Origin of the sequence: Chryseobacterium sp. PvR013 (assembly GCF_017833095.1) — a bacterium.
Classification (GTDB): domain Bacteria; phylum Bacteroidota; class Bacteroidia; order Flavobacteriales; family Weeksellaceae; genus Chryseobacterium; species Chryseobacterium culicis_A.
In genome coordinates this window covers 4,159,402-4,184,235 of record NZ_JAFIBT010000001.1, presented here as the reverse complement: position 1 = coordinate 4,184,235, position 24,834 = coordinate 4,159,402, and the positions used below count along the sequence as shown (strand labels likewise).

The following is a 24,834-nucleotide window of genomic DNA, read 5'->3' as shown; positions in this document are numbered from 1 at the left end:
GGTAAGCAGGTAGCTATGGGGATAGTATACAACAAAAAAAATCCTTTATCATCAGATAAAGGATTTTTAAAAATAAAATAAAAACTGGCGGCGGCCTACTCTCCCGCGTTAGCAGTACCATCGGCGCTGGTGGGCTTAACTTCTGTGTTCGGAATGGGAACAGGTGAGCCCCACCGCTAAAACCACCCTAAAGGTTGTATATAAGAGGTTAGAGATTAGTACTTAGAGATTAGTAAAAACTAACTTCTAATATCTAGATTCTAACTTGTATTTTATCGATAAAAACTTTCACAAAGAGGTAACCTTGCTGCACTTCCGTGCGCCATATCAGGCTATAAATCTACGGGTAATTAGTACTACTTGGCTATGACATTACTGTCTTTACACCTATAGCCTATCAACGTCGTCATCTCCAACGACCCTTAAAAGATGTCTCATCTTGAGGCGAGTTTCGCACTTATATGCTTTCAGTGCTTATCTCTTCCAAACGTAGCTACTCAGCAGTGCACCTGGCGGTACAACTGATACACCAGAGGTTTGTTCAATTCGGTCCTCTCGTACTAGAATCAAGCCCTCTCAAACATCTAACGCCCGCAATAGATAGAGACCGAACTGTCTCACGACGTTCTGAACCCAGCTCGCGTGCCACTTTAATGGGCGAACAGCCCAACCCTTGGGACCTTCTCCAGCCCCAGGATGTGACGAGCCGACATCGAGGTGCCGAACCTCCCCGTCGATGTGAGCTCTTGGGGGAGACTAGCCTGTTATCCCCGGAGTACCTTTTATCCTATGAGCGATGGCCCTTCCATACGGAACCACCGGATCACTATGTCCTGCTTTCGCACCTGATCGACTTGTAGGTCTCACAGTCAAGCACCCTTATGCCATTACACTCTACGCACGGTTACCAAGCGTGCTGAGGGTACCTTTGAAAGCCTCCGTTACTCTTTTGGAGGCGACCACCCCAGTCAAACTACCCACCACGCAATGTCCTTCTAAAAGAAGTTAGGCTCCAAGTAAGTAAAGGGTGGTATTTCAACGTTGGCTCCACAAACACTAGCGTGCCTGCTTCAAAGCCTCCCACCTATCCTACACATTACTTACTCAAAGTCAATACGAAGTTATAGTAAAGGTTCACAGGGTCTTTTCGTCCCATTGCGGGTAATCGGCATCTTCACCGATACTACAATTTCACAGAGCTCATGGTTGAGACAGTGCCCAGATCGTTACACCATTCGTGCAGGTCGGAACTTACCCGACAAGGAATTTCGCTACCTTAGGACCGTTATAGTTACGGCCGCCGTTTACTGGGGCTTCAGTCAATGCCTTCGGTTTAACCCTAAGCACCTTCCTTAACCTTCCAGCACCGGGCAGGTGTCAGACCCTATACTGCATCTTTCGATTTTGCAGAGTCCTGTGTTTTTGATAAACAGTCGCCTGGGCCTCTTTACTGCGGCCACCATTGCTGATGGCGTCTCTTCTCCCGAAGTTACGAGACTATTTTGCCTAGTTCCTTAACCATGATTCACTCTAGCACCTTAGGATTCTCTCCTCGACTACCTGTGTCGGTTTTGGTACGGGTTGCTTCACTTCGGCTTTTCTTGGAAGCACTTTCCCTACAGCAGCTTCGCCCGAAGGCTAGGCCTTGACTATTCCGTCAGTCTCCAGTAAGTACGGCACTCCGTCCCCTTTTTAGTGTGAGCAAGTATGGGAATATTAACCCATTGTCCATCCACTACCCCTTTCGGGTTCGCGTTAGGTCCCGACTAACCCTCAGCTGATTAGCATGGCTGAGGAAACCTTAGTCTTTCGGTGAGCGGGTTTCTCGCCCGCTTTATCGTTACTTATGCCTACATTTTCTTTTCTATCCGCTCCACAATACCTCACAGTACTGCTTCGGCGCAAATAGAATGCTCTCCTACCAGATGTATCTAAAATACAAATCCATAGCTTCGGTAATATGTTTATGCCCGATTATTATCCATGCCGGACCGCTCGACTAGTGAGCTGTTACGCACTCTTTAAATGAATGGCTGCTTCCAAGCCAACATCCTAGCTGTCAATGCAGTCCAACCGCGTTGCTTCAACTTAACATATATTTTGGGACCTTAGCTGTTGGTCTGGGTTCTTTCCCTCTCGGACATGGACCTTAGCACCCATGCCCTCACTGCCGTAGAACATTTATTAGCATTCGGAGTTTGTCAGGAATTGGTAGGCGATGAAACCCCCGCATCCAATCAGTAGCTCTACCTCTAATAAACTTATATACGACGCTGCACCTAAATGCATTTCGGAGAGTACGAGCTATCTCCCAGTTTGATTGGCCTTTCACCCCTACCCACAGGTCATCCGAAGACTTTTCAACGTCAACCGGTTCGGTCCTCCACTCTGTGTTACCAGAGCTTCAACCTGCCCATGGGTAGATCACAAGGTTTCGCGTCTAATCCTACTAACTATACGCCCTATTCAGACTCGCTTTCGCTCCGGCTCCGGTACTTAATACCTTAACCTCGCTAGTAAAATTAACTCGTAGGCTCATTATGCAAAAGGCACGCCGTCACACCATATAGGTGCTCCGACCGCTTGTAGGCGTACGGTTTCAGGTTCTATTTCACCCTTCTATTCGAAGTGCTTTTCACCTTTCCTTCACAGTACTTGTTCACTATCGGTCTTTCAGGAGTATTTAGCCTTGGAGGATGGTCCCCCCATATTCAGACAGGATTTCACGTGTCCCGCCCTACTCATTTATCATCCAAATATGCCTTTCGAGTACAGGATTATCACCTTCTATGATTGTTCTTTCCAGAACATTCCTCTAAACATATAAAGACTTTTGGGCTAATCCGCTTTCGCTCGCCACTACTTACGGAATCTCTTCGATTTCTTTTCCTCCGGGTACTTAGATGTTTCAGTTCTCCGGGTTTGCTCCTCCTAAGAGGTGACTGGTCTTCAACCAGCCGGGTTGCCCCATTCGGACATCTGCGGATCAATTCGTGTGTGCCAATCCCCGCAGCTTTTCGCAGCTTACCACGTCCTTCGTCGCCTCTGAAAGCCTAGGCATCCGCCATACGCCCTTAACGATTTCTTTCCTAATATTTAAATTAGTTCAGTATTTTTTGATAAACTCTCGTCTATCGATATTTTTATAAACTCGGCACTCGAAAGTGCTCGGTTATCTCTTTGTGATGTCTTTACCGTTAATGTCAATGATCTTAATGTCTTCTTGTCCGCTTAATGAACAGATATTGTTTTTGGCTCTATCCGTAACTTTTAAATTAAGCTTTCAAAACTGTGGAGAATAAGGGAGTCGAACCCTTGACCTCCTGCGTGCAAGGCAGGCGCTCTAGCCAGCTGAGCTAATTCCCCTCTAGTAGAAATTGTAAATTCTAGATTATAAATTTTAAATGAAACATGCGTTATAATCTAAAATCTATAATTTATAATCTATAATCCCTTCAATTAGTAGTCTCGGGCAGGCTCGAACTGCCGACCTCTACATTATCAGTGTAGCGCTCTAACCAGCTGAGCTACGAGACTTCATTATTAATTTTAAATTTTAAATTGAAAATTTTAAATGATTATTTAAATCTAAAATCTATAATTTATAATCTAAAATCTCTCTATCCCTTTACTAATTTCTAGTGGGTTTTGTATTTTTATATAGCAACCAAACAAAAAACTAAAGCTTGAACTTTAAGTAAGTACTGTATCTTACGATACTAATTTTGTTTATCGTCTAAAGACGCTCTAAAATGAGATGTTCCAGCCGCACCTTCCGGTACGGCTACCTTGTTACGACTTAGCCCTAGTTACCTGTTTTACCCTAGGCAGCTCCTGTTACGGTCACCGACTTCAGGTACCCCAGACTTCCATGGCTTGACGGGCGGTGTGTACAAGGCCCGGGAACGTATTCACCGCGCCATGGCTGATGCGCGATTACTAGCGATTCCAGCTTCATAGAGTCGAGTTGCAGACTCCAATCCGAACTGAGACCAGCTTTCGAGATTTGCATCACATCGCTGTGTAGCTGCCCTCTGTACTGGCCATTGTATTACGTGTGTGGCCCAAGGCGTAAGGGCCGTGATGATTTGACGTCATCCCCACCTTCCTCTCTACTTGCGTAGGCAGTCTCACTAGAGTCCCCAACTTAATGATGGCAACTAGTGACAGGGGTTGCGCTCGTTGCAGGACTTAACCTAACACCTCACGGCACGAGCTGACGACAACCATGCAGCACCTTGAAAAATGTCCGAAGAAAAGTCTATTTCTAAACCTGTCATTTCCCATTTAAGCCTTGGTAAGGTTCCTCGCGTATCATCGAATTAAACCACATAATCCACCGCTTGTGCGGGCCCCCGTCAATTCCTTTGAGTTTCATTCTTGCGAACGTACTCCCCAGGTGGCTAACTTATCACTTTCGCTTAGTCTCTGAGCCCAAAAGCCCAAAAACGAGTTAGCATCGTTTACGGCGTGGACTACCAGGGTATCTAATCCTGTTCGCTCCCCACGCTTTCGTCCATCAGCGTCAGTTGTTGCTTAGTAACCTGCCTTCGCAATTGGTGTTCTAAGTAATATCTATGCATTTCACCGCTACACTACTTATTCCAGCTACTTCAATAACACTCAAGACCTGCAGTATCAATGGCAGTTTCACAGTTAAGCTGTGAGATTTCACCACTGACTTACAGATCCGCCTACGGACCCTTTAAACCCAATAAATCCGGATAACGCTTGCACCCTCCGTATTACCGCGGCTGCTGGCACGGAGTTAGCCGGTGCTTATTCGTATAGTACCTTCAGCTTCCCACACGTGGAAAGGTTTATCCCTATACAAAAGAAGTTTACAACCCATAGGGCCGTCGTCCTTCACGCGGGATGGCTGGATCAGGCTCTCACCCATTGTCCAATATTCCTCACTGCTGCCTCCCGTAGGAGTCTGGTCCGTGTCTCAGTACCAGTGTGGGGGATCACCCTCTCAGGCCCCCTAAAGATCGCAGACTTGGTGAGCCGTTACCTCACCAACTATCTAATCTTGCGCGTGCCCATCTCTATCCACCGGAGTTTTCAATTTCAAATGATGCCATTCAAAATATTATGGGGTATTAATCTTCCTTTCGAAAGGCTATCCCCCAGATAAAGGCAGGTTGCACACGTGTTCCGCACCCGTACGCCGCTCTCAAGATCCCGAAAGATCTCTACCGCTCGGCTTGCATGTGTTAGGCCTCCCGCTAGCGTTCATCCTGAGCCAGGATCAAACTCTCCATTGTATGTTTGTCTGACTCACTCAAAGTTTTTTAACGCTTTAGTTTTTCCTTACTTGGTTGTTATATTGTATGTCAATGATCTTTATATCTTTCGCTTTGTAACGAAGCAATCTCTCTGTCAGTGTCGCTCCGTATTTGCGAGTGCAAAAGTAAAACTTTATTTCTTAATGACCAAATGTTTTTGAAGAAAATTTTAAAGTTTTTTAAGTAACCTTAATCTCTCCCAAACCCTCAATCATCCTACTCCTGCGCTCCCTGTAATTGGGACTGCAAAGATACAAACTCTTTTTAAACCCGCAACTCTTTTTAATAAAAAAATTAAAGTTTTTTGTTTGTCTCTTTTTGAAGTATCATATTGTTTCTGCTTAGCTAAAAGCTCTTCTGCGCTACTGAGCTACTCTCGTTTTTCAGTGGGGCAAAGATAACAACTTATTGCAACGCAAAACAACTTTATTTAACATAAATGTTATATCCACGTAATATTTGAACATAAGCCACTGATACAAAGTGAGAAAAATTTTAAACAAAATCCACTCAATTTAAATTCATATAAAGTAAAACCAGCGATATTGTTATTATAAGTGATATTTAAGGTTTACCTTCTTTATAGATCACGCTCAAAAATTCTGCATAAGACTTCTCCAGACCAATGATATCTCCGGATTTAAGGTTTAAACCTCCTACTCCTGAGTTATCCGGCTTCACTTTTAAAGAGGAAACCTGAAAATAAATATCATCATCATTGACTTTTGGCTGAACTTTTACTGTAGATCCTAAAAGCTTCTTGGTGGAGATGGTATAGATTTCTCCCGGCATAAATTTTAATTTTAAAAATGATCTGGGAGAAATGGTGTAATCTTTACGATTGATACTTATTTTCTGATCTTTTTCAGAGGAAGCAAATATATACATCTCTCCATGCTTAGTTATCAGTTTTTCTTTAGGTGTATAATATAACGCAATTTTATAATTGGCAGCATTGAATGCCTGAGGGGTACCATCTACATTTTCGAAGGGTTTTAATTCAAATGTATTGGCACCAATCTCTTTTGCTTTTTTATATACTAAGGAAAATACTAGTGCATCATCTTTTGAAAAGCCCTGTACTTCTACTTCTCCTAAATAAACAGCATCTCCGGCGGATTCTTTTCTGTAGAAGAATTTATCTGAGTTGTCATTTGTTTTTTCGACTTTCGTCATATAGACATTTTGTGCACTCCACAGCTGGATACATAATAAGGAAAAGAGTATTGCAATATTTTTCATATATATATTATGGGTTTGAAAGTATATCAACACATTCTTCAAGGCTATTTTCCCAATGTTTAGGTTCTATTTTGTAGACTTCTTCTATTTTATCCAAAGACATGGTACTTCTCACAGGTCTTTTGGCAGGTGTTGGATACTGCTCGGTTGTCAACGGATTTAATTTTACTGATGATTTTGAAAATTCAGCAATTTTTTTGGCAAATTCAAACCAGGTTGTCTCCGGATAGTTTGAGAAGTGGAAAATTCCATAGGTCTTTTGTGGAGCTTCGATGATCTCCATAATTGCTTCTGCCAAATCGTTTGCATTGGTTGGCTGTCCAAACTGATCAGCAACGATTCCCAACTCTTCTTTCTGAGAGAAAAGGTTCAACATTGTTTTCACAAAGTTTTTATTAAACTCAGAGTACAGCCATGAAGTTCTCAGGATGATTGTTTTTGGATTGATTTCCAGAGCGCGCTCCTCTCCTTCTCTTTTTGATGCTCCATATACTCCTATCGGATTAGTAAAATCATCTTCAGAGTACGCAAGATTTGTAGTACCATCAAAAACATAGTCTGTAGAAACGTGGATAAGAACAGATTTATAATCTGTACATGCCTGAGCAAGGTGAGCTACTCCATCAGCATTTACCGCAAAAGCTTTTTCCTTTTCCTTTTCTGCCAGGTCAACGGCTGTGTATGCAGAAGCGTTGATGCAATAATCAGGTTTGTTATCATAAAAGAAATCATTCACCTGCTCTTCATTGGTAACATCTAAAGTGGATGAATCTGTAAATAAGAATTCATATTGGTGTTCAAAGTCAGGAGCTATTTTTTTTATGCAGTTTCCTAATTGTCCGTTACTACCTATTACTGCTATTTTTTTCATTTGTTTATTATTAATTTTTAAGTTGGAACCTTCAATAAGAAATGGGGTTAAGAGTTTTTGGCATTCTGAGATCTTAAGAACTTCACTCTAGACTGGAAGTCTTTTTGGATAAGATCTACATAAAACTTATCAAAAATCTCTTTGATATCCTGAGGATGAACTTCAGATTTTCTTGTTTTAACATTAAAATAGATAACGGTCACCCAAAGTACAGCATGAATTGTCTTTTCATCCAGACTTTTCATCAGAATTTCAACTTTTGCTGTTCTATCCTGTACATCGATGGTTTTGCTGCTGATGACTACCTGTGTGTTATACCTTACTTCTTTTAAATAGGCTATTTCATTTTGAATGGCAATCCAGGTACAGCCGGTTTTCTTGGTATATTCTTCATAGGTAAACCCATAAAATGTTTCTACATGATCTTCTCTTGCATTGAACATATAATCAAGATATTTTACATTATTCAGATGTCCGATCGGATCACAGTCACTAAACCTAACTTTGACCGTAGTTGATACTTCTTTTTCCATTCCGCAAAAATAAAAAAACCACCTCTAAAAGAGGTGGTTAGTTTTATAAATCTTTGTTAATTTGCTGAAATTATTGAATTCCTAATTCTTTCTTCACAGCTGCAGTTGCGTCTGGTCCTGCTTTATAAAGGAATGCTGTTGAGTTTGCATCCATAATATAGTCATATCCATTAGCTTTAGCTACTTTTTCTACTGCATCATTTAGCTTTTTCTCAATAGGACCGAAAGCTACATCTTGCTTAGCTTGTAGATCTTTTTGAGCTTTGTCCTGCATTTGCTGGATTTCTTCAGCTAATTTTTTCATTTCTGCTTCTCTTGCTGTGTTTTCGTCAGCTGTTTTCTTAGGAGCTTCAGTTTGATATTGCTGATATTTAGTTTGAGCTGCGTCAGCTTTTTTCTTAATCTCAGCTTGTTTAGTATCTAAGAATGTTTTAAGATCAGCATCTGCTTTCTTTTTCTCCGGCATAGCGTTAAGAACTCCCATTACATCTAAAGTAGCAATTTTTTGAGCTTTTGCCATACCTACAGATACAACCATCATTACTGCTGCAAATAATACACTTAATTTTTTCATAACTGGTAAATAAATAATTTAATTTGTTTTTAGATTTTAAAATATAGCAAAAGTTAATTTTCTTATTATTTTTTTCCTTTGCTATTTGTTTTTTCCTTCTTATCTGTTCCTTTTAACAGGATAGACAATACTTTTTCTGTGTAATCATATTTTGACTGAAGGAAAATAACACTAATGTTATTGCTTTTATCAAGAACTATGCCCAAGCCATTTTTTTCGGACATTGTTTTGATAGCTCCCCAGATCTGATCCTGAAAAGGCTGAACCAGATTTGTTCTCAGTTTTGTGATCTCACCGTTAGCTCCAAAACGTAAGCTTGTTGTCGTTTTAATATTTTTATCAAGGTCTGTAACTTCCTTTTCTCTAAGTTTAAGTTGGTCACCTATCAATAAAACTTTTTCACTTTCAAAAGCAGCCTTTTTTCTTTCATATTCAGTCTGAAGATTTTGAAGTTCGGATTCCCAGGTATCGATCTGAGAGTTTAATCTTGCTTCAGCTTCTTTATACTGAGGTAATTTATTCAAAATTTCATCCGTATCCACTACTCCGATTTTCTGGGCATTGTTTAACCCAAAAAGCAAAAGGAATGCGAATGTGAAAATTATTTTAAAGTGCTTCATATTTGTAATTATAATGTTTGGTTCATCAAGAAGTGGTTTCTCCATCCAGACTTATCACCTGAAATTGTCTTATCAAGACCAAGTGCAAAGTCGAATCCGATCAATCCAAATGCTCCCATATACACTCTTACCCCGACTCCGACTGATCTTTTCAGCTGGAATGGGCTGTAAGAACTCCATGAATTCCATACATTACCACCTTCTGCGAATGTCAAAGCGTAGATTTTTGCAGTCTGGCTCATAGAGATTGGGTATCTTAATTCTAAAGTAAATCTGTTATAGATTGTACCCCCACCTTTCTGTGTAATATCATCTGCCTGTCCTCCTTCTGTACTTGCATTTTCATAACCTCTTAAAGGGATTAATTCTCTACCGTCATATCTCCCTCCGAAAAGACCTGTACCTCCCATGTAGAATCTTTCAAATGGCGGAGCACCTAATTGGCTGTTATATCCATCCATGAACCCCATTTCTGCGGAAGATCTCAAGACAAGTTTTCCAATGATTTCATTGTAAACATCTGCTTTAAACTTAATTTTATAGAATTCCATCCACTTATATTTGTCAATAGCTGACATAGTGGAGTAATCTTTCTTCTTAAACAATGAGTATGGAGGAGTCAGTTTTGCTGAAAGCTCAATATTGGATCCCATTGTTGGGAAAATCGGGTCAATACCTGCAGAGTTTCTGCTCAATCCCAGGTTAACACTGAAGTTATTGGCAGTACCATTTGTTTCTGTAGTATCTCCAAACTGGAATGGATAGTTATTGAAGTCATACTTCTGGAACTGTAATCCTGTGTAAAGCGAGAAATAATCATCCGGCCAGTTCAATAGTCTGTTTAATCCTACTGAAGCGGAGAAGATGTTCAATTTCTGAGCAGCTCCGTACTGATCTGTATATCTTACTCTGGAGTTGTTCAAACTTACAGAAAGAGCTGTTGGTCTTGTACCAAATAACCAAGGTTCTGTAAATGATACTCCATAGTTCTGGAAGTACTGTCCTGCCTGAACCTGAATAGAGAACGTTTGTCCGTCTCCCTGAGGCACAGGTTTGAAGTCTTTAAACTTAAGGAAGTTCTTTAATGAGAAGTTATTAAATGTCAATCCTAAAGTACCGATAAAGCTGTTACCACCGTAACCTGCCTGTAACTGCACCTGAGAAGATCCTTTTTCTACAAGTTTCCAGTTGATATCTACGGTATTATCCACCTGATTTGGCTGAATATCCTGACCGATCTGCTGAGGGTCAAAGAATGACATTCCTGCTAAATCGAAATAGGTTCTTTTAATTTCCGTTTTCTTGAATAGCTCTCCCGGCTTCGTTCTTAAAGCCCTAAGAATCACGTGGTCATGGGTTGTAGTGTTCCCCTGCCATGTTACTTTATTCCAGGTAGCCTGTTCTCCTTCGTTAATTCTAACTTCAAGGTTTACGGCATCTCCTGATACTGATTTTTCAACAGGAGTTACATTGGAGAAAAGATAACCATTGTTCATGTAAACAGATTTGATATCTGAATCATCTTCTTTTCCTCCGTCTTCACCAACTTTTTTGTTGAATCCTACAGCATCGTAAATATCACCTTTTTTATATCCTAATAATCTTTGTAAATATTCTGTAGCGTATACCGTATTTCCCGTGAACGTAACGTCCCCGATATAATATTTTTTACCCTCGTTAAGTTTTACGTTGATTTCGTAGTTATTTCTCTTATTTCTCCATACAGAATCTGAAACGATTTTAGCATCTCTATATCCAAGGGAGTTGTAATAACTGATAAGGCTTTGTTTATCTTCCTGATATTTATCTTCAATGAATTTTGAGGATTTTAAAATACCACCGATCCCGAAACGTTTTTGTTTCGTTTCTTTGAAAGCATTATTTCTAAGCTTTCTGTCGGTTACATTTTCATTTCCTTCAAATTCAATATGGTCGATTTTAATTCTTTTACCCTTATCTACATTGATTGTCCAGTCTACTAAAGCAGGATCTCCTGCATTTACTTTATCCTGAATCGTGATTTTAGCATCAGCAAAACCTTTCTTAATGTAGTCTTTAGGGACATTGGTTTTAAGGCTTGAAACCAAGTTCTGAGTGATCTTAGTTCCTGGTTTAAGGTTGTTATCCTTTGCCAGTTTCTCACTTTTAGATTTACCGATTCCTTTTCCAGCAAATTTCACTTCTCCAAGTTCTTTCAGATCCTGCAGGTAAAATTTCAGAACAATCGTCTGTCCTTCAATGCTTTGAACATAAACTTCCACTTCAGAAAAAGATTGGGTATCCCAAAGTTTTTTTACAGCGTTGCTGATTTTCTGTCCCGGAATGTCTACACTCTCTCCTTTTGTAAGGCCCGTAAATCTTAAGATCTGAGCTGGTGTATATTTTTTTACCCCATCTACAACGATGTCTTTAAGTGTATAAGTTCCTGCCTCATTTTCTGCATGTACAGCATTATTTACTTTTGTGCTGTCTTGTGGAGTTACTTGTCCATAAAAATGTGCAGAAGCAGCAAACATAATGATGGGTAATAGTCTAAACTTCATTTTATCGAGTCTTTCTTTTCTTAAAATTTTATTGGCCATTTACCTGCTCACCGGTTAAACCATATCTTCTTTCTTTGTTTTGATAATCAACAATACATTGGAAGAAAATGTCTTTGGTGAAATCCGGCCACAGAACATTTAAAAACTGCAATTCTGCATAAGCAATCTGCCAAAGCAGGAAGTTGCTTATCCTTATTTCGCCGCTGGTTCTGATCAGTAAATCTACAGGAGGAAAATCTTTTGTATAAAGATAGTTTTCAAATAGACTTTCGTTAATATTTTCTATCTCTACTTTTCCTTCTTTTACATCAGAACTTATATTTTTTACGGCTTCCAGTATTTCATTTTGTGAGCCATAGCTTATAGCCAATACAAGGTTTCCTTTTGTGTTTTCTTTTGTAAGTTCTACCACACGTTCCAACTGCTCTTTCACTAATGTAGGCAGTTTTTCAAGATTCCCTATAACATGCATTCTTAATCCTTTGCTGAAGATCTCTTCTGCTTCCAGAAGCAGGGTCTCTACCAACAGATTCATAAGGGTATTCACTTCTTCACTTGGACGATTCCAATTTTCTGAAGAGAATGTATACAGTGTTAAATAAGGGATATCAATCTCATTACATGCATTAATGGCATTTCTTACTGCATTAATGGCATTTTTGTGACCGAAGGTTCTTTCTTCGCCACGAGATTTTGCCCATCTTCCATTACCATCCATAATGATGGCTACGTGTTTTGGTAAATTCTCAGAATTTATTTTTTCTTTTATCAACGACATATTATTCACAATAACATGGAGGTCTTCCGAACGAATATGTCAGTCCTAAACTGAAAGTATTTATCCAGTCGTTGGATCTGTCATCTCCAATATTTCTCTTTTTAATAAACTCTGCTTCTCTTTCTTTAGAAACTGCATAGTAATTTCCTGACTGTAATAATGAACCACCTGTAGCAGGGTCCAAAATATCAGCATTAAAAGAAGTTTTTACATCTTTGGAAAGGATCTTACTATAATCCAACTGATCCGTCAATGTATATCTGAATGTAGCTTCTGCAAATATAGCCCATGAATGGTTGAATTTATACTTCAAACCAACCCCAAAAGGAATATGCATTGTTACTTTTTTCCCTAATGAATAGTCTGTTGTAGTTGTGAAATCCAATTCATTGATTGGAGCCTGTGCTACACCATCCGCATCTCTTCTGAAATCATTCACAAGGGTTGCTTTAGGAGCGTCAAACATCAAAGCACCGACACCTCCGAAGATGTAAGGGCTCAGCATGCTGATCTGCTCATTATTTACTGGGAAAAAGTTATATTCAAACATTAAACTCGCCTCATACACATTATTTTTTCCGTATGAGTTTCTATTTCTTCTATAATCTTCTTTCGCCGCTTTATCACTAAACTGAATCTGGTTATATCCTAAATCCAATCTAACAGTCTGATGCGGGTTAAAATTAAATCTGTATAATAAACCACCATAAAATGGGATGCCCCAATCTGACGCTCTGCTTAAATCCAACGGCTTCTGTAAAATATAATTTGTCCTTCCTACATCTCCCACTAGGTTACTCATACCTAGACGAACTCCCAATTCGTTTCTTTGTGCTTTAACACTTACCACTCCAAGGAAGGCAAGGAAGCTAAACAATAATTTTTTATTCATAAAAGAATATGGATTTATGGTTATTTTAAAATTTAATTTTTGCAAATATAAAACATTTTTATATTAATGATAATCTTAATGTTTAGTTAAAAATAAACAAAAAAACATAATTTGTTATAAAGTAAACGGCAAAGTGGCAAAAATATTCTTTTTTTCATAGAATGAAAATACTCTAAATATGAAAAAACCCCCATTAAATGAGGGTTTAATGCTTTATTTTTTGTTGAATAATACCTGTACTTTATTTCTGATCCTTATCAGTAACGGCTCTTTATAATTTTTATCTTCATCAAAATAACCATAACCATATCCGTAGCCATAACCGTAGCCATATCCGTAACCTTGTTTTGTATTATAGTCATTATAAACAAGCCCTAAATTATTAACTTCATCATTATGATACTTTTCAGTAATCATTTTCAGCATATACTTTTCTGTGTATTCATGACGTACTACATAGAGATTAGCATCAGAATGCTTCATGAGCTCGTATGAATCAGCCACAAGACCTACAGGAGGTGAATCTATAATAATGAAATCGTATTTTTCTTTAAGTTCTTCTATAAACCTGATATTTCTCTGGCTCATTAAAAGTTCAGAAGGGTTTGGCGGGATAGGACCTGAAGTAGCAACATCAAGATTAGGAATCTTGGTTTTGTTAATAATCTGGTCAATACTTACTTCTCCTGTAAGGTAGTTTGAAATACCGTATTTGTTATCAATTTTAAAGTCTCCAAAGATTTTTGGCTTTCTAAGGTCCATGCCTAATAAGATTGTTTTTTTGTCACTTAATCCTATTACAGATGCCAGATTGATAGAAATATAAGTTTTTCCTTCTCCTCCAATGGATGATGTAATCAAAATAACTTTACCTTTTTCACTTTCATTTTCCATCAAGAATCTCATATTGGCTCTTATTCCCCTGAAAGCCTCTGATACAGATGATTTCGGCTGCTCCAGAACGGTAAGCATATTTTCATTGCTGTTATTTCCTATTACCCCAAGCAGTGGAATTTTCGTAGCGCCTAAGAGTTCTTTGATATTTCTGATTTTACTATCCAATACTTCACCTACAAAGATAAACAGTAATGGAAGCAGCATTAATCCAGAGATAATGGCAGTCTTTGCTAACTTTACATTAGGTCCTATAGCTCTTTGCCCCAGATTTTTAGCAGGGTCAATCACTGTAATATCAGATTGATTGGTTGCCATTCTCATCTTAGTATCACTCTGTCTTCCCAAAAGACTATTGTAAGTGGCCTCAATCATATTATATCCTCTCTCTGCGTCCAGATACTTTCTTTCTTTTTCAGGATAAGAAGCTAAATCTGAGTTGGCTCCTGAAATATCACGATCAATTTTATTGATTTCATCATAATATCTGTTATAATATCCTCTTAAGCTGTTGGATGATCCCATTCTTGCCTCATCAATAAGCCTGTTGATTTCTCTCATCGGCTCTGATGACGGTTTATAAATAGAAGCCATTTCTGCTTTTTTGGTATACAGAGCTTTAAGTTCAGAAACCGTTGCTGAAAACAATCCATCTTCAAAACCTGCTGCATTGGTCCCAATCATTTTATCAAAATTTTGAGACTGCAGGGTGTTTTTGATATTGTTTAGAGAGTTGATTTTACTTATGATATCTGCTTTTTTAGCTTCTAAATCTTTTATTTTCTCCAGAGATTTTTCATCACGGTCTTTAATGTTATAAAGCTTTTCCGAAGTTTTTAAATAATTCAGTACGTTTGCACTTGAATCAAGTTTTTTACGGATATTATCCAGATTGTCTTTTAAAAAGATATCTGTATTCTTATTAATAATATTTTTGTCTGCTAATCTCTTTTTTTGTAGTTCTGCAACAGATTTATTTAGGAAATTAACCGTCCCGTTAAGATTATATCCTTTTTTGGTAATAATCATAATGGATCTGATTTCTTTATCAAAATCAACGCCTGTAGTGGAAACAATTTCATTAACACTCTCATTGACCGAGTTCAGGTTTACAATGATATTATCCAACTGGATTTTAGCAGGAACAGGATTTTTAAGAAGTCTGAATCTCAGGTTAGGAGAATTGTACCACTCATTGATTTTAATGATTTTATCAGCGGGTCTGCTGTATGGATTGATACTCTGAAAGCCTTCTACCTCATAGCTATACAGGTTTGTAGATTCTCCTTCTTCCGGTAAAACCACTTGATATGCTCCATCTCCTTTGGGTATCAGGGTAATAGGATAATTAATCTGCTGAAGATGTTTTTTATCAATCTGAAGAAAGACCGGTGAATCATCTTTATCAAGGTAAGTGGATTTTATCAGTCCCTTAGTAGAATAATTAACAAAAAGATCCAGTTCTTTCACCAAAAATTCGTTGTGTGATCTGGATAAAAGCATTTTCTTCAAATAAAGTCCATCCTGATTTCCAGTATCTCCCCAGATGAAGTTGATAGACTGATTAGACTGTGTTGGTAAAAACTCAGATCCCTTACTGGAAGTACTTAATGATAAATCTGATGCATAAATATTTTGTGCATAGTATTTACTGTATCCCCATGCAAGAGCATATCCGATAAGAAACATAAATACAAACCAGTACCAGTTTTTAAGGATTCTTCTTAAAAAGTGCTCTAAATCAAATAACGCAAACGATCCATACTTTTCTTTCTGAGAATTATTCTTCTCTGTAGCGGTTACTCTTTCTGGAATCATGACTAAAGATTTTTAAGAAGTAAATAAATAGACAATGCCGTTGTAATTACCGAAACTCCTGTCGTTAAAGTCTGAATAGGATCTTTTCCGAATCCATTCAAGCTTTTTGCTCTTGTGTTCAGGTAAATTTCATCTCCGTTCTGCACATAATAGAAAGGAGAATTCATAAGATCTTCGCGGGTAAGATCTATTTTAGCAATTTTGATTCCTTCGGGAAGTTTTCTGTGGATCACGATCTCTTTCTTGTCGATCGTTCTGTTCAGTCCGCCATTAATGGCTAAAGCCTCAGTAATGGTAAGGGTATTTTTATGGGCAACTTTCTCTCCTGAAAGACCCGTAGTTTCTACGTCACCAAGAATATAATAAGTAATGCCGTCCGTATTCAGTCGTACCTCAGATTTACCTTCCTGGAAATTTTCATTTACTTTATCCTGAATTTCTTTTCTGATATCTTCTAATGTTCTTCCTTCCGCTTTTACATATCCGATTCCAAAGACATTGACATCCCCATTGGAGTCAACTTTCAGTCCATTAAAATAAAAATTCATATTTCCTCCTCTGCTGGCACCAGAATTAGAACCAATTGTTCCTCCTCCAGAACCACCACCTGACATGGCGGGACTTATTGCAGTTCCAGCTCCAGTTCCAATTCCCCCGGAGGAATTGTAAGATGAATAAAACTGTGCGGCATCTCCTTTTGGAGTGGTCACAATATTAAGGTTAAGGATATCATTTTTGGTAATCCTGTACACAGGGATGTTGTAGGGAACAAGACCTTCTTCATTAATTACGAGACTCTCACTGGGCTGCAGATATCTGACATCCTTTGTTGTAATACATGAGGTAACTAAAAGAGGGAATATTAAAAATAAATATTTAAAGTTTTTCATCATATATATAATATTGTTTACAAAAGTAATATTTAATTGTTAATTTTTGTTATTTCTTAATCGATATAGCAAATCTGGTAAATAAGCACCAAAAAAACCCAGTGAAACAATTACCAGTAATAAAAGATTGATATCAATGTGTCTTAAATAATAAGCTACTCCTACAATCATTAAATAGAAAAGAATAATATAAAAAGTAGATCTTCTATGGGTAAGATTCAATTTTAGCAGTTTATGATGGATATGGTTTTTATCAGCATCAAAGGGTGATTTTTTGTTATAAAGCCTTACCACAATCACATTTAATGTATCTACAATGGGAAGAATCAGAATAGCTACAGCGACTACAGGAGCAGACTGAAGGTGATATCTTGGAACATCTATCAGTTTTTTATCTATAAAAATATCTATAAAACAAATGGAGGTAAAAGCTAATAAAAAGCCCAGCAGCATAGAACCTGTATCGCCCATAAATATTTTACGGTTCCGGTAATTTGATAAATTGTAATATAAAAATGCCAGCACTGTTCCAATAATAATAATGGATAGCACAACCAGCGGATAATTATATTCTCCTAAACGGTAATAGCTGATTCCGAATAAAGCGCTGCAGATAACAGAATATCCTCCTGCCAATCCATCTATTCCATCAATCAGGTTGAATGCATTAATCAGAATAATAAATGTTACAATACTGAAGATCACGCTTACAAAATACTCCAGTTCATATACACCAAATATTCCAAATAAGCTTCTGATTCTAATATCTGAGCCAATAACCACCAATGAAGACACCACAATTTGTGCAACCAGTTTTTTATAGGCTCTCATGACCACAATATCATCCATTACTCCTACATAAAGCAGGATAATCAGTGAGGCAAATAAGAATTTATAGAGATCAAATAATTCATAGGCAAAAATTGAGGCACAGATTCCTATTGAATAAAAGATGGCAATTCCTCCCAGGTTGGGAATTTCTCTAAGGTGAGAGCTTCTTATTCCAGGCTCATCCATCAGATTCTTTCTTCTAGAAATCTTGACAATGGTAGGAATAGAAAAAAAAGTAATTAAAAAGGAGAACACGAAACCCAGTCCTATTTTTATATAGAAAATAGGTATTCCCGATCCGCTTAAGAACAATTCAAAATTTTTCATTTTCTTCTTATTCAGCACTTGTATCTCCTAAATAAAAAACCATAACAGAACGTATAAGAACTTCATTATCATTTTCTATTGACCGAAACAATAGTACTTACATTTGTGTTTACTAAATCAATTTTCTTATCAATCTTTTCTGTCCGGCAAAAAACAACAGATAAAAAATCTTTTTCTTCAAAGGCAAAGATAAAAGATAATTCTTACCAAAACGACTATACTTCAATATATCTTGAATTTTTATTTGTCTTTCCTTCATAAAAAGGACTAACTGATCAGACATACTATAGAATAATTCTTCTTTTTTGACATATGCCAGATAGGCCAAAAACGAGTAAATTCCTTCAAAAATCTGAAAATTTTTCAATTCTTTATTTTTATGGGAATAAGGGGATTCTCTGAATACTTTCTCTACATCAGACACTGCTTTTAGGATATCAAGTCCTTTTTCTGTGTGGGTTTTTGTAATAGAATCGGTACGTTCGAGGTACTGATAATGGAAGTTCTGAGTCTGCGCAATGGTTTCACATTCCAGCAAAAGCTGTGGAATAAGCTGAATATCTTCAAAATGAACCCCTTTTTTAAATCTTCTCTGATTAAAAAGTTCTTTTTTGAATAATTTATTGCAGGCAAAGTAGCTGATATCCGAAAATACTGAAAAGTTATCTTCAAGGGCTATTTTCTCAGGCATATTGGGAAGCTGGGTCAGTTTTTGAATAACCTTTCCGTTTTCATCCACTTTCTGGATATTACAGATGACCATTTTAGCCTGATGCTTTTCGGCTAAAAGAAACATTTCCTCGAACATGGTTTCGGTGACATAGTCATCACTGTCTACAAAACCGATGTAATCACCGGCTGCTCTGTCAATCCCAAAATTACGGGCATCGCTTAAACCTCCGTTTTCTTTGGTAAAAGCTTTTATTTTTTCAGGATATTGGTGTGCGAATTCTTTAATTATTTTTTCAGAGTTATCCTTACTTCCATCGTTCACTACAATAATCTCAATATCAGAGAGACTCTGCTTCACCAGAGAATCAAGGCATTGTGTCAGATAATTTTCAACATTATAAACGGGAACAATAATGGATACTCTTGAGGGAACATTTGTCATACATTAAATTTTCGTCAGTCTTGCATTCAGCCAGCCTTTTTTAGCTTCGTCAAAATCTTTTCTGGAACATGGAATGCAGTTTTCTATATTTTCATCTTCACCAAAATACCATAAATTACTGAAAGTATCGCGTCTGAATGCATATTGTCTGTCATCTATCAAAACATAGAACAGCTCATAATGTCTTTCTTTCGGATGGGTATGCTGGATATTAATTCCTTCGATCAAATACCACAACATCTGTGCTAAAAGCTGATGATTCAGTTGGTTTTCCGAGTAAATATTATAATTAAAAATTCCTACAGATGTAAGGTTTTCACTCAAACCGATTTCTTTCATATAGGCACAGATTTCTCTTCTGTTCAAACCATTTACCTGTGGATTCATTGAAAAAGGTTCACTAAAACTTTCAATAGCATCACAATTTACGGTAACAAGATCTGCTTTTCTGAAGAAAGGTTCTGTTTTTTCTGTGGAATTCATCATTTCAGCCAGTCGGATAATATCAAACTCTACTTCTTTGATGAGTCTTACAGAATCCATTTCATTTAAATGTTTCTGATACCCCAGATGATGATAATTTTTAATGGCAAAATTTTTCGCTCCAAAAATCTTACTTAAAAAAGTATGTTCATTGATTGTTTCTCCCTGCTGAAGAGAAATAATATTACTGATCTGGGTATAATTAATGCTTTTCTTGTGAAAATTCAATGCTGAAAATAATGAAAAAGCAAAGTCATTGGAACCTCCAATAATCACTGGAATAGCTCTTTTATAATGACATGCGGACAGCACTTCCTGCAAGATATAGTGAGTATCCTGCACGGATTTCCCGGAAACCAAATCCCCAAGATCTACAACAGGAATTTCGAAGTCCATCTGGGAAAGCTTATAAAATTCTTTTCTTACTGCTGTAAAATCCTGTACTTCTGCATCGCCGCCGGCACCTCTGTAGTCTGATACAAATAAAAGAACAATACTGTCTTCTTTAATATCCTTAGTAATCCGACTTCCTATCTGCCAGCTTTCTGTTTTGAAATTTCTTGGTGAAATGATAAAGTCTTCGAAATCCATATTTTAATTTGAAATGTAATAATTGATTAATTGCTTGATATAACAAACATACAAAAAAAGCCTTCCTTGAAGAAGACTTTTAGTAAGATAAGAATTATTTCTTAATTAATTTTTTATAAATTTTGACACCACTCTTTCTTTTACCATTTGAATATCAATAAAATAAATACCTGATAACAGATTGCTTACATTAATTCTATCCTGTAATTGATTAGGTTCCACATGCAATACAATTCGTCCATTTGTATCATAGATGTCATAGCTCATTATTTTTTCACCGGAAGTAATATGTAGAAAATCCTTAACCGGATTTGGGTAGAGCTTCACGCTATTCAATGGTACTTCTGAAGTTTTCAGACTGCTTGTATTAAAAAAATATTTACGGGCTGTCCCTACATATTTGGTTTGCGATCCATACCAGATAGAGTAGATTCCAAATAGTACAATGGAGTTCCCATACAATTCGAATCCTTTATTGTATACATTCTTGTTCAGCATTTGCGGCGTAATAATTTTACCGTTTAGCCCGAAGGAATTATCCAGATCGCCATTTTCATCTATCTTCAAAGCATAGGTATTGTACCAGCCTGTTCCTGAAACCATAAATGTATTGTCTGCAAGGCGCGCCACCTTCATCGGAGTTGAATCAGACTGAACAGGAGTAACACTTATTCCTGTATTTTTAAATGTAGTATCTAAAGTTCCATCTGCATTCAAACGATACGTAACAAGCCCAAAACAATTATTCCCATTACAAATACTCCCGGAAGTAAATCCTAAGATTTTCCCATTATCAAGAAACATAAGGTGAGCACTCCCATCTATATTCTGACCATAGGAATACTGGAAAGTTCCTGCATTTCCAAAAGAAGGATCAAGGTTTCCGTCAGGCTGAAGTTTTGTAATAACGATTCTCTGATCGCTCACCGCAACGATTTTCTGACCTGCTATAAATATTTCATTGTTATTTTTTACAATAACTCTCCTGTATTTATAAGCAAGACCTAAAGCAAGCGTTCCTCCGTTTCCAAAAGAAGTATCCGGAGTTCCGTTTGGTAAAAAACGTACAAGGCTAAAATCTGAGCCGGCATTGGAAGTGGTATATTTCAGAAGATAAATTTTGCCATTCTGATCAATATCTATATCAGCATAGGATGCGGACTGATTAAAAGGAGTAAAACCATTTACAAAATTTCCATTTTCATCTATTTTCTGAACAGCGCCATATCCACCATCCATGATAATATAATTACCGTCTCCGGCAGGTTTTATTTTACCATAGTTCCCCTGAGAGAAAAGTTTATACCCAGACCCATTGGAAAAAGAAGTATCTAATACTCCATTGGCGGTAAAACGGGCAATAAAGTTACTGCCTACCGCTAAAACTTTTCCATCCGGAAGTTGGGTTGTGGATTGTATCTGCAGTCCTCCGGACATTTGACTGCCATTATAAAATGCAAAATCCGTAGATCCACTGCTTAAACCATACGATGTATCCAGCAGGTTTTCCTGGGCAAAGGCATTCAAAGTGATGAAAAGCCCTAAAATAGATAGAATTTTATACATAAGACTCAATTTTAAAATGATGTTTCAGGTTGTTATATTAGTTTTCAAGTCGCTAAAGTTAAAAATTTAATGAGAAATAATAAGAAGAGAAATATCTTCTTTAGAATAGGATTTAATAAAAAAAGCCGTTAACATGGTCTGTCAACGGCTTTATCAATCTTCTCTGATTATTATTTCTTTTTGGCAGCAGGTTTCTTTGCTGCTGTTGTTTTCTTTGTAGTAGTCGCTTTTTTAGCTGCAGGTTTTTTCTTTTCTGCAAAAGCTTTAGGATCCTGATCTGTAATCCATTTTTTAACCTCATCTAAAGAAAGTTCTTTTAATTCCTCAGCATCATATTTTGTGTCGTCAGCTTTCTTAGGAATTTTGAACATGGCCTTTCCGAATTTGATGAAAGGTCCCCATCTTCCGTTTTCAATGGAAATTTTTTCTTTTTCCCACTGCTGGATGTATCGGTTGGCTTCTTTTTCCAGTTTAGCATCAATCAGTTCATTGATATCGCTTTGAGAAAGATTTTCAAAATCATATCTCTTTGGAACGTTCACGAAAATATCTTTATACTTGATAAATGGTCCGAATCTTCCTGTTCCTTTTGTTACAGGTTCTCCTTTATACGTTGCAATAGGAGCATCCGCAATTTTCTTTTCATTGATGATTTCCTCGGCACGTTTCTGATCTACAGAAAGCGGATCTTCACCTTTCGGAATACTGATATACGTTTCTCCCCATTTCACATAAGGTCCAAATCTTCCTACTCCTACAGAAACCGGCTGTCCGTCAACTTCACTTAAATCAAAAGGCAACTTGAACAGTTCCAATGCTTCTTCAAAAGTGATGGTTGCGATATTCTGGCCTGTCATTAATGAAGCAAAGATTGGTTTCTCCTCATCATCCGTTTCTCCAATCTGGATCATTGCTCCAAATCTTCCGATTCTTGCATGAACATTTTTACCGGTCTTTGGATCTACTCCTAATAATCTGTCTCCTGTGGCACGGTCTGCATTTTCTTCTACATCTTCAATTCTCGGGTGGAATTTCGAGTAGAAATTCGTCATCATTTCCTTCCATTTCTGGTCGCCACTCGCAATTTCGTCAAAACTTTCTTCTACTCTTGCTGTGAAACCGTAGTCAAGGATTTCTCTGAAATTATCTGTTAAGAAATCATTTACAACTTCACCAATATCTGTAGGAATGAATTTATTTTTATCACCTCCGAATTTTTCTTCAAGAACTACTTTTTTGATCTTATCTTTTGTCAAAGACATTTTGATCACTTCACGGGTATGCGGTTCGATTTCTCTTTTATCTACATACTCTCTGTTCTGAATGGTCTGAATTGTAGGAGCATAAGTAGAAGGTCTCCCAATCCCTAATTCTTCAAGTTTTCTCACCAATCCGGCTTCAGTATATCTTGCACTTGGTCTTGTGAATTTTTCAGTAGCAGTAATTGTTTTATAGTTCAATATTTCTCCTACAGTTACTTTCGGCAACAACTTATCGTTGTTTTCTTCATCATCCTCTTCTGTCTTTACAATGCCGTAAGCCTTCAGGAAACCATCGAATATAATCACCTCACCCTGTGCTTCAAAATGATGTGGCAATGACGCATTTCCTATTTCAATTACTGTCTTTTCAATTTTGGCATTAGCCATCTGAGAAGCCAGTGTTCTTTTATAAATTAATTGATACAGTCTGTTTAATTGTGCATCAGCTACAGTTTTTACTCCAAAATCCGTAGGACGGATCGCTTCGTGCGCTTCCTGTGCTGAAGCAGATTTTGTGGTATAGTTTCTTGGAGAAGAATATTCTGCTCCGTATTCTGATACGATTTGTTTTTTAGCACCTTCAATGGCTTCCTGGGAAAGGTTTACGGAGTCTGTTCTCATATAGGTAATAAACCCTTCTTCGTACAGCCTCTGTGCCAGACGCATGGTATTGGTTACATTATATCCAAGTCTTGAGGAAGCTTCCTGCTGTAATGTAGAAGTTGTAAACGGAGCGGAAGCCGAACGTGTACCTGGCTTGGTTTCTACATTCAGAACTTTAAATTCTGTAGTTTTTGCCTGTTCCAGGAATTTTTCTGCCTCTTCTTCCTTTTCAAAGTCTTTTTTCAGCTTGGCAGCAATTTCCTGCTCTGTTTTATTTAGGAAAATCCCGTCAAGTTTAAAGCTTGCTTTTGGTTTAAACTCACGGATTTCTTTTTCTCTTTCAACGATTAATCTTACTGCTACAGACTGTACTCTACCTGCAGACAGTCCCGGTTTTACTTTTTTCCATAAAACGGGTGACATTTCAAAACCTACGATTCTGTCCAGCACTCTTCTTGCCTGCTGGGCATTCACTAAGTTCTGATCAATATCTCTTGGATTGTCGATTGCTTTTAGAATGGCGTTTTTGGTAATCTCGTGGAAAACAATTCTTTTCCTGTTTTCAGGCTTCAGCTTCAATTCATCCGCAAGATGCCATGCAATAGCTTCTCCTTCGCGGTCCTCATCGGAAGCAAGCCATACCATATCAGCTTTCTTTACGGCCGCCTTTAATTCGGTTACCAATTTCTTTTTGTCTGCTGAAACTTCGTAATCAGGACTGAATGTAGTAAGGTCTATCCCCATTCCTTTTTTAGGAAGATCCCGGATATGTCCGAAACTGGATTTTACTTCAAAATCCTTTCCTAGATATTTTTGAATAGTTTTTGCTTTTGCCGGGGACTCTACGATTACTAAATTTTTCGACATTCTAACTAAAAATTTTTGCAAAAGTAAAGCTTTTTTATTATATACTTTTTGTTAAACGGGTTTAATTTAACAATCGAAGTGGTTTACACTCTCTTTCAGCATCCATTTTTTGAAGAAACAAATCCTTTGTAGTATAGGTTTTAGACTGTTATGTAATTATCAACACTGAATGATATAGAATTTTTCACCAGCCATAATAGATGCAAGAAATATGCTCTATATGAAAAAGCAGAACAAGAAACCTCAT

At 37.5% G+C, this 24,834-nt stretch carries 15 protein-coding genes, 2 tRNA genes and 3 rRNA genes; all 20 read right to left on the bottom strand.

All coding sequences use genetic code 11. The features are described from left to right. Positions 1-82: 82 nt before the first annotated feature. Positions 83-190 (bottom strand): 5S ribosomal RNA (gene rrf, locus JOE44_RS19085). Positions 191-330: 140 nt separating this feature from the next. Further along, a 23S ribosomal RNA gene (locus JOE44_RS19080) occupies positions 331-3,088 on the bottom strand. 204 nt (positions 3,089-3,292) lie between these two features. Continuing rightward, positions 3,293-3,366 (bottom strand) — tRNA-Ala (locus JOE44_RS19075). Positions 3,367-3,463: 97 nt separating this feature from the next. Next, a tRNA-Ile gene (locus JOE44_RS19070) sits at positions 3,464-3,537 on the bottom strand. 213 nt (positions 3,538-3,750) lie between these two features. Next, positions 3,751-5,267 (bottom strand): 16S ribosomal RNA (locus tag JOE44_RS19065). Together the 16S, 23S and 5S rRNA genes with 2 tRNA genes alongside form the textbook arrangement of a ribosomal RNA operon. 585 nt (positions 5,268-5,852) lie before the next feature. Continuing rightward, positions 5,853-6,464: a hypothetical protein gene (locus tag JOE44_RS19060; RefSeq protein ID WP_245169813.1), complete on the bottom strand. Its 612-nt coding sequence runs from the start codon at positions 6,462-6,464 to the stop codon at positions 5,853-5,855. Positions 6,465-6,537: 73 nt separating this feature from the next. Continuing rightward, on the bottom strand, positions 6,538-7,416 hold the full coding sequence (gene rfbD, locus JOE44_RS19055) for a dTDP-4-dehydrorhamnose reductase (RefSeq protein WP_309513050.1): 879 nt from the start codon (positions 7,414-7,416) through the stop codon (positions 6,538-6,540). A gap of 32 nt (positions 7,417-7,448) precedes the next feature. Beyond that, positions 7,449-7,934, bottom strand: coding sequence for an acyl-CoA thioesterase (locus tag JOE44_RS19050; RefSeq protein WP_105684213.1), 486 nt, complete (start codon positions 7,932-7,934; stop codon positions 7,449-7,451). A gap of 70 nt (positions 7,935-8,004) precedes the next feature. Continuing rightward, on the bottom strand, positions 8,005-8,508 hold the full coding sequence (locus JOE44_RS19045; protein WP_105684212.1) for an OmpH family outer membrane protein: 504 nt from the start codon (positions 8,506-8,508) through the stop codon (positions 8,005-8,007). Between the two features lie 65 nt (positions 8,509-8,573). After that, entirely contained in the window at positions 8,574-9,128 is a 555-nt protein-coding gene (locus tag JOE44_RS19040) for an OmpH family outer membrane protein (protein ID WP_105684226.1), read from the bottom strand. An 8-nt stretch (positions 9,129-9,136) separates the two neighbouring features. Next, positions 9,137-11,671, bottom strand: a complete 2,535-nt coding sequence (locus tag JOE44_RS19035) for a POTRA domain-containing protein (protein WP_105684225.1) — start codon at positions 11,669-11,671, stop codon at positions 9,137-9,139. A gap of 28 nt (positions 11,672-11,699) precedes the next feature. Next, a complete protein-coding gene (locus JOE44_RS19030) occupies positions 11,700-12,449 on the bottom strand; it encodes an isoprenyl transferase (protein WP_105684211.1) in 750 nt (249 codons plus the stop codon). A gap of 1 nt (position 12,450) precedes the next feature. Then, on the bottom strand, positions 12,451-13,341 hold the full coding sequence (locus JOE44_RS19025; protein ID WP_209786800.1) for a DUF6089 family protein: 891 nt from the start codon (positions 13,339-13,341) through the stop codon (positions 12,451-12,453). 213 nt (positions 13,342-13,554) lie between these two features. Next, on the bottom strand, positions 13,555-16,053 hold the full coding sequence (locus tag JOE44_RS19020) for a polysaccharide biosynthesis tyrosine autokinase (RefSeq protein ID WP_209786799.1): 2,499 nt from the start codon (positions 16,051-16,053) through the stop codon (positions 13,555-13,557). Positions 16,054-16,055: 2 nt separating this feature from the next. Next, entirely contained in the window at positions 16,056-16,946 is an 891-nt protein-coding gene (locus tag JOE44_RS19015) for a polysaccharide biosynthesis/export family protein (RefSeq protein ID WP_209786798.1), read from the bottom strand. Positions 16,947-16,982: 36 nt separating this feature from the next. After that, complete coding sequence (locus tag JOE44_RS19010; RefSeq protein ID WP_209786797.1) at positions 16,983-18,101, bottom strand: MraY family glycosyltransferase; 1,119 nt, start codon at positions 18,099-18,101, stop codon at positions 16,983-16,985. Positions 18,102-18,213: 112 nt separating this feature from the next. Further along, on the bottom strand, positions 18,214-19,215 hold the full coding sequence (locus JOE44_RS19005) for a glycosyltransferase family 2 protein (RefSeq protein WP_209786796.1): 1,002 nt from the start codon (positions 19,213-19,215) through the stop codon (positions 18,214-18,216). Positions 19,216-19,218: 3 nt separating this feature from the next. Then, positions 19,219-20,289, bottom strand: a complete 1,071-nt coding sequence (locus JOE44_RS19000; protein WP_209786795.1) for a formimidoylglutamase — start codon at positions 20,287-20,289, stop codon at positions 19,219-19,221. Between the two features lie 105 nt (positions 20,290-20,394). Further along, complete coding sequence (locus tag JOE44_RS18995) at positions 20,395-21,855, bottom strand: T9SS type A sorting domain-containing protein (protein ID WP_209786794.1); 1,461 nt, start codon at positions 21,853-21,855, stop codon at positions 20,395-20,397. 170 nt (positions 21,856-22,025) lie between these two features. Further along, entirely contained in the window at positions 22,026-24,587 is a 2,562-nt protein-coding gene (gene topA, locus JOE44_RS18990; protein ID WP_209786793.1) for a type I DNA topoisomerase, read from the bottom strand. Positions 24,588-24,834 lie beyond the last annotated feature (247 nt).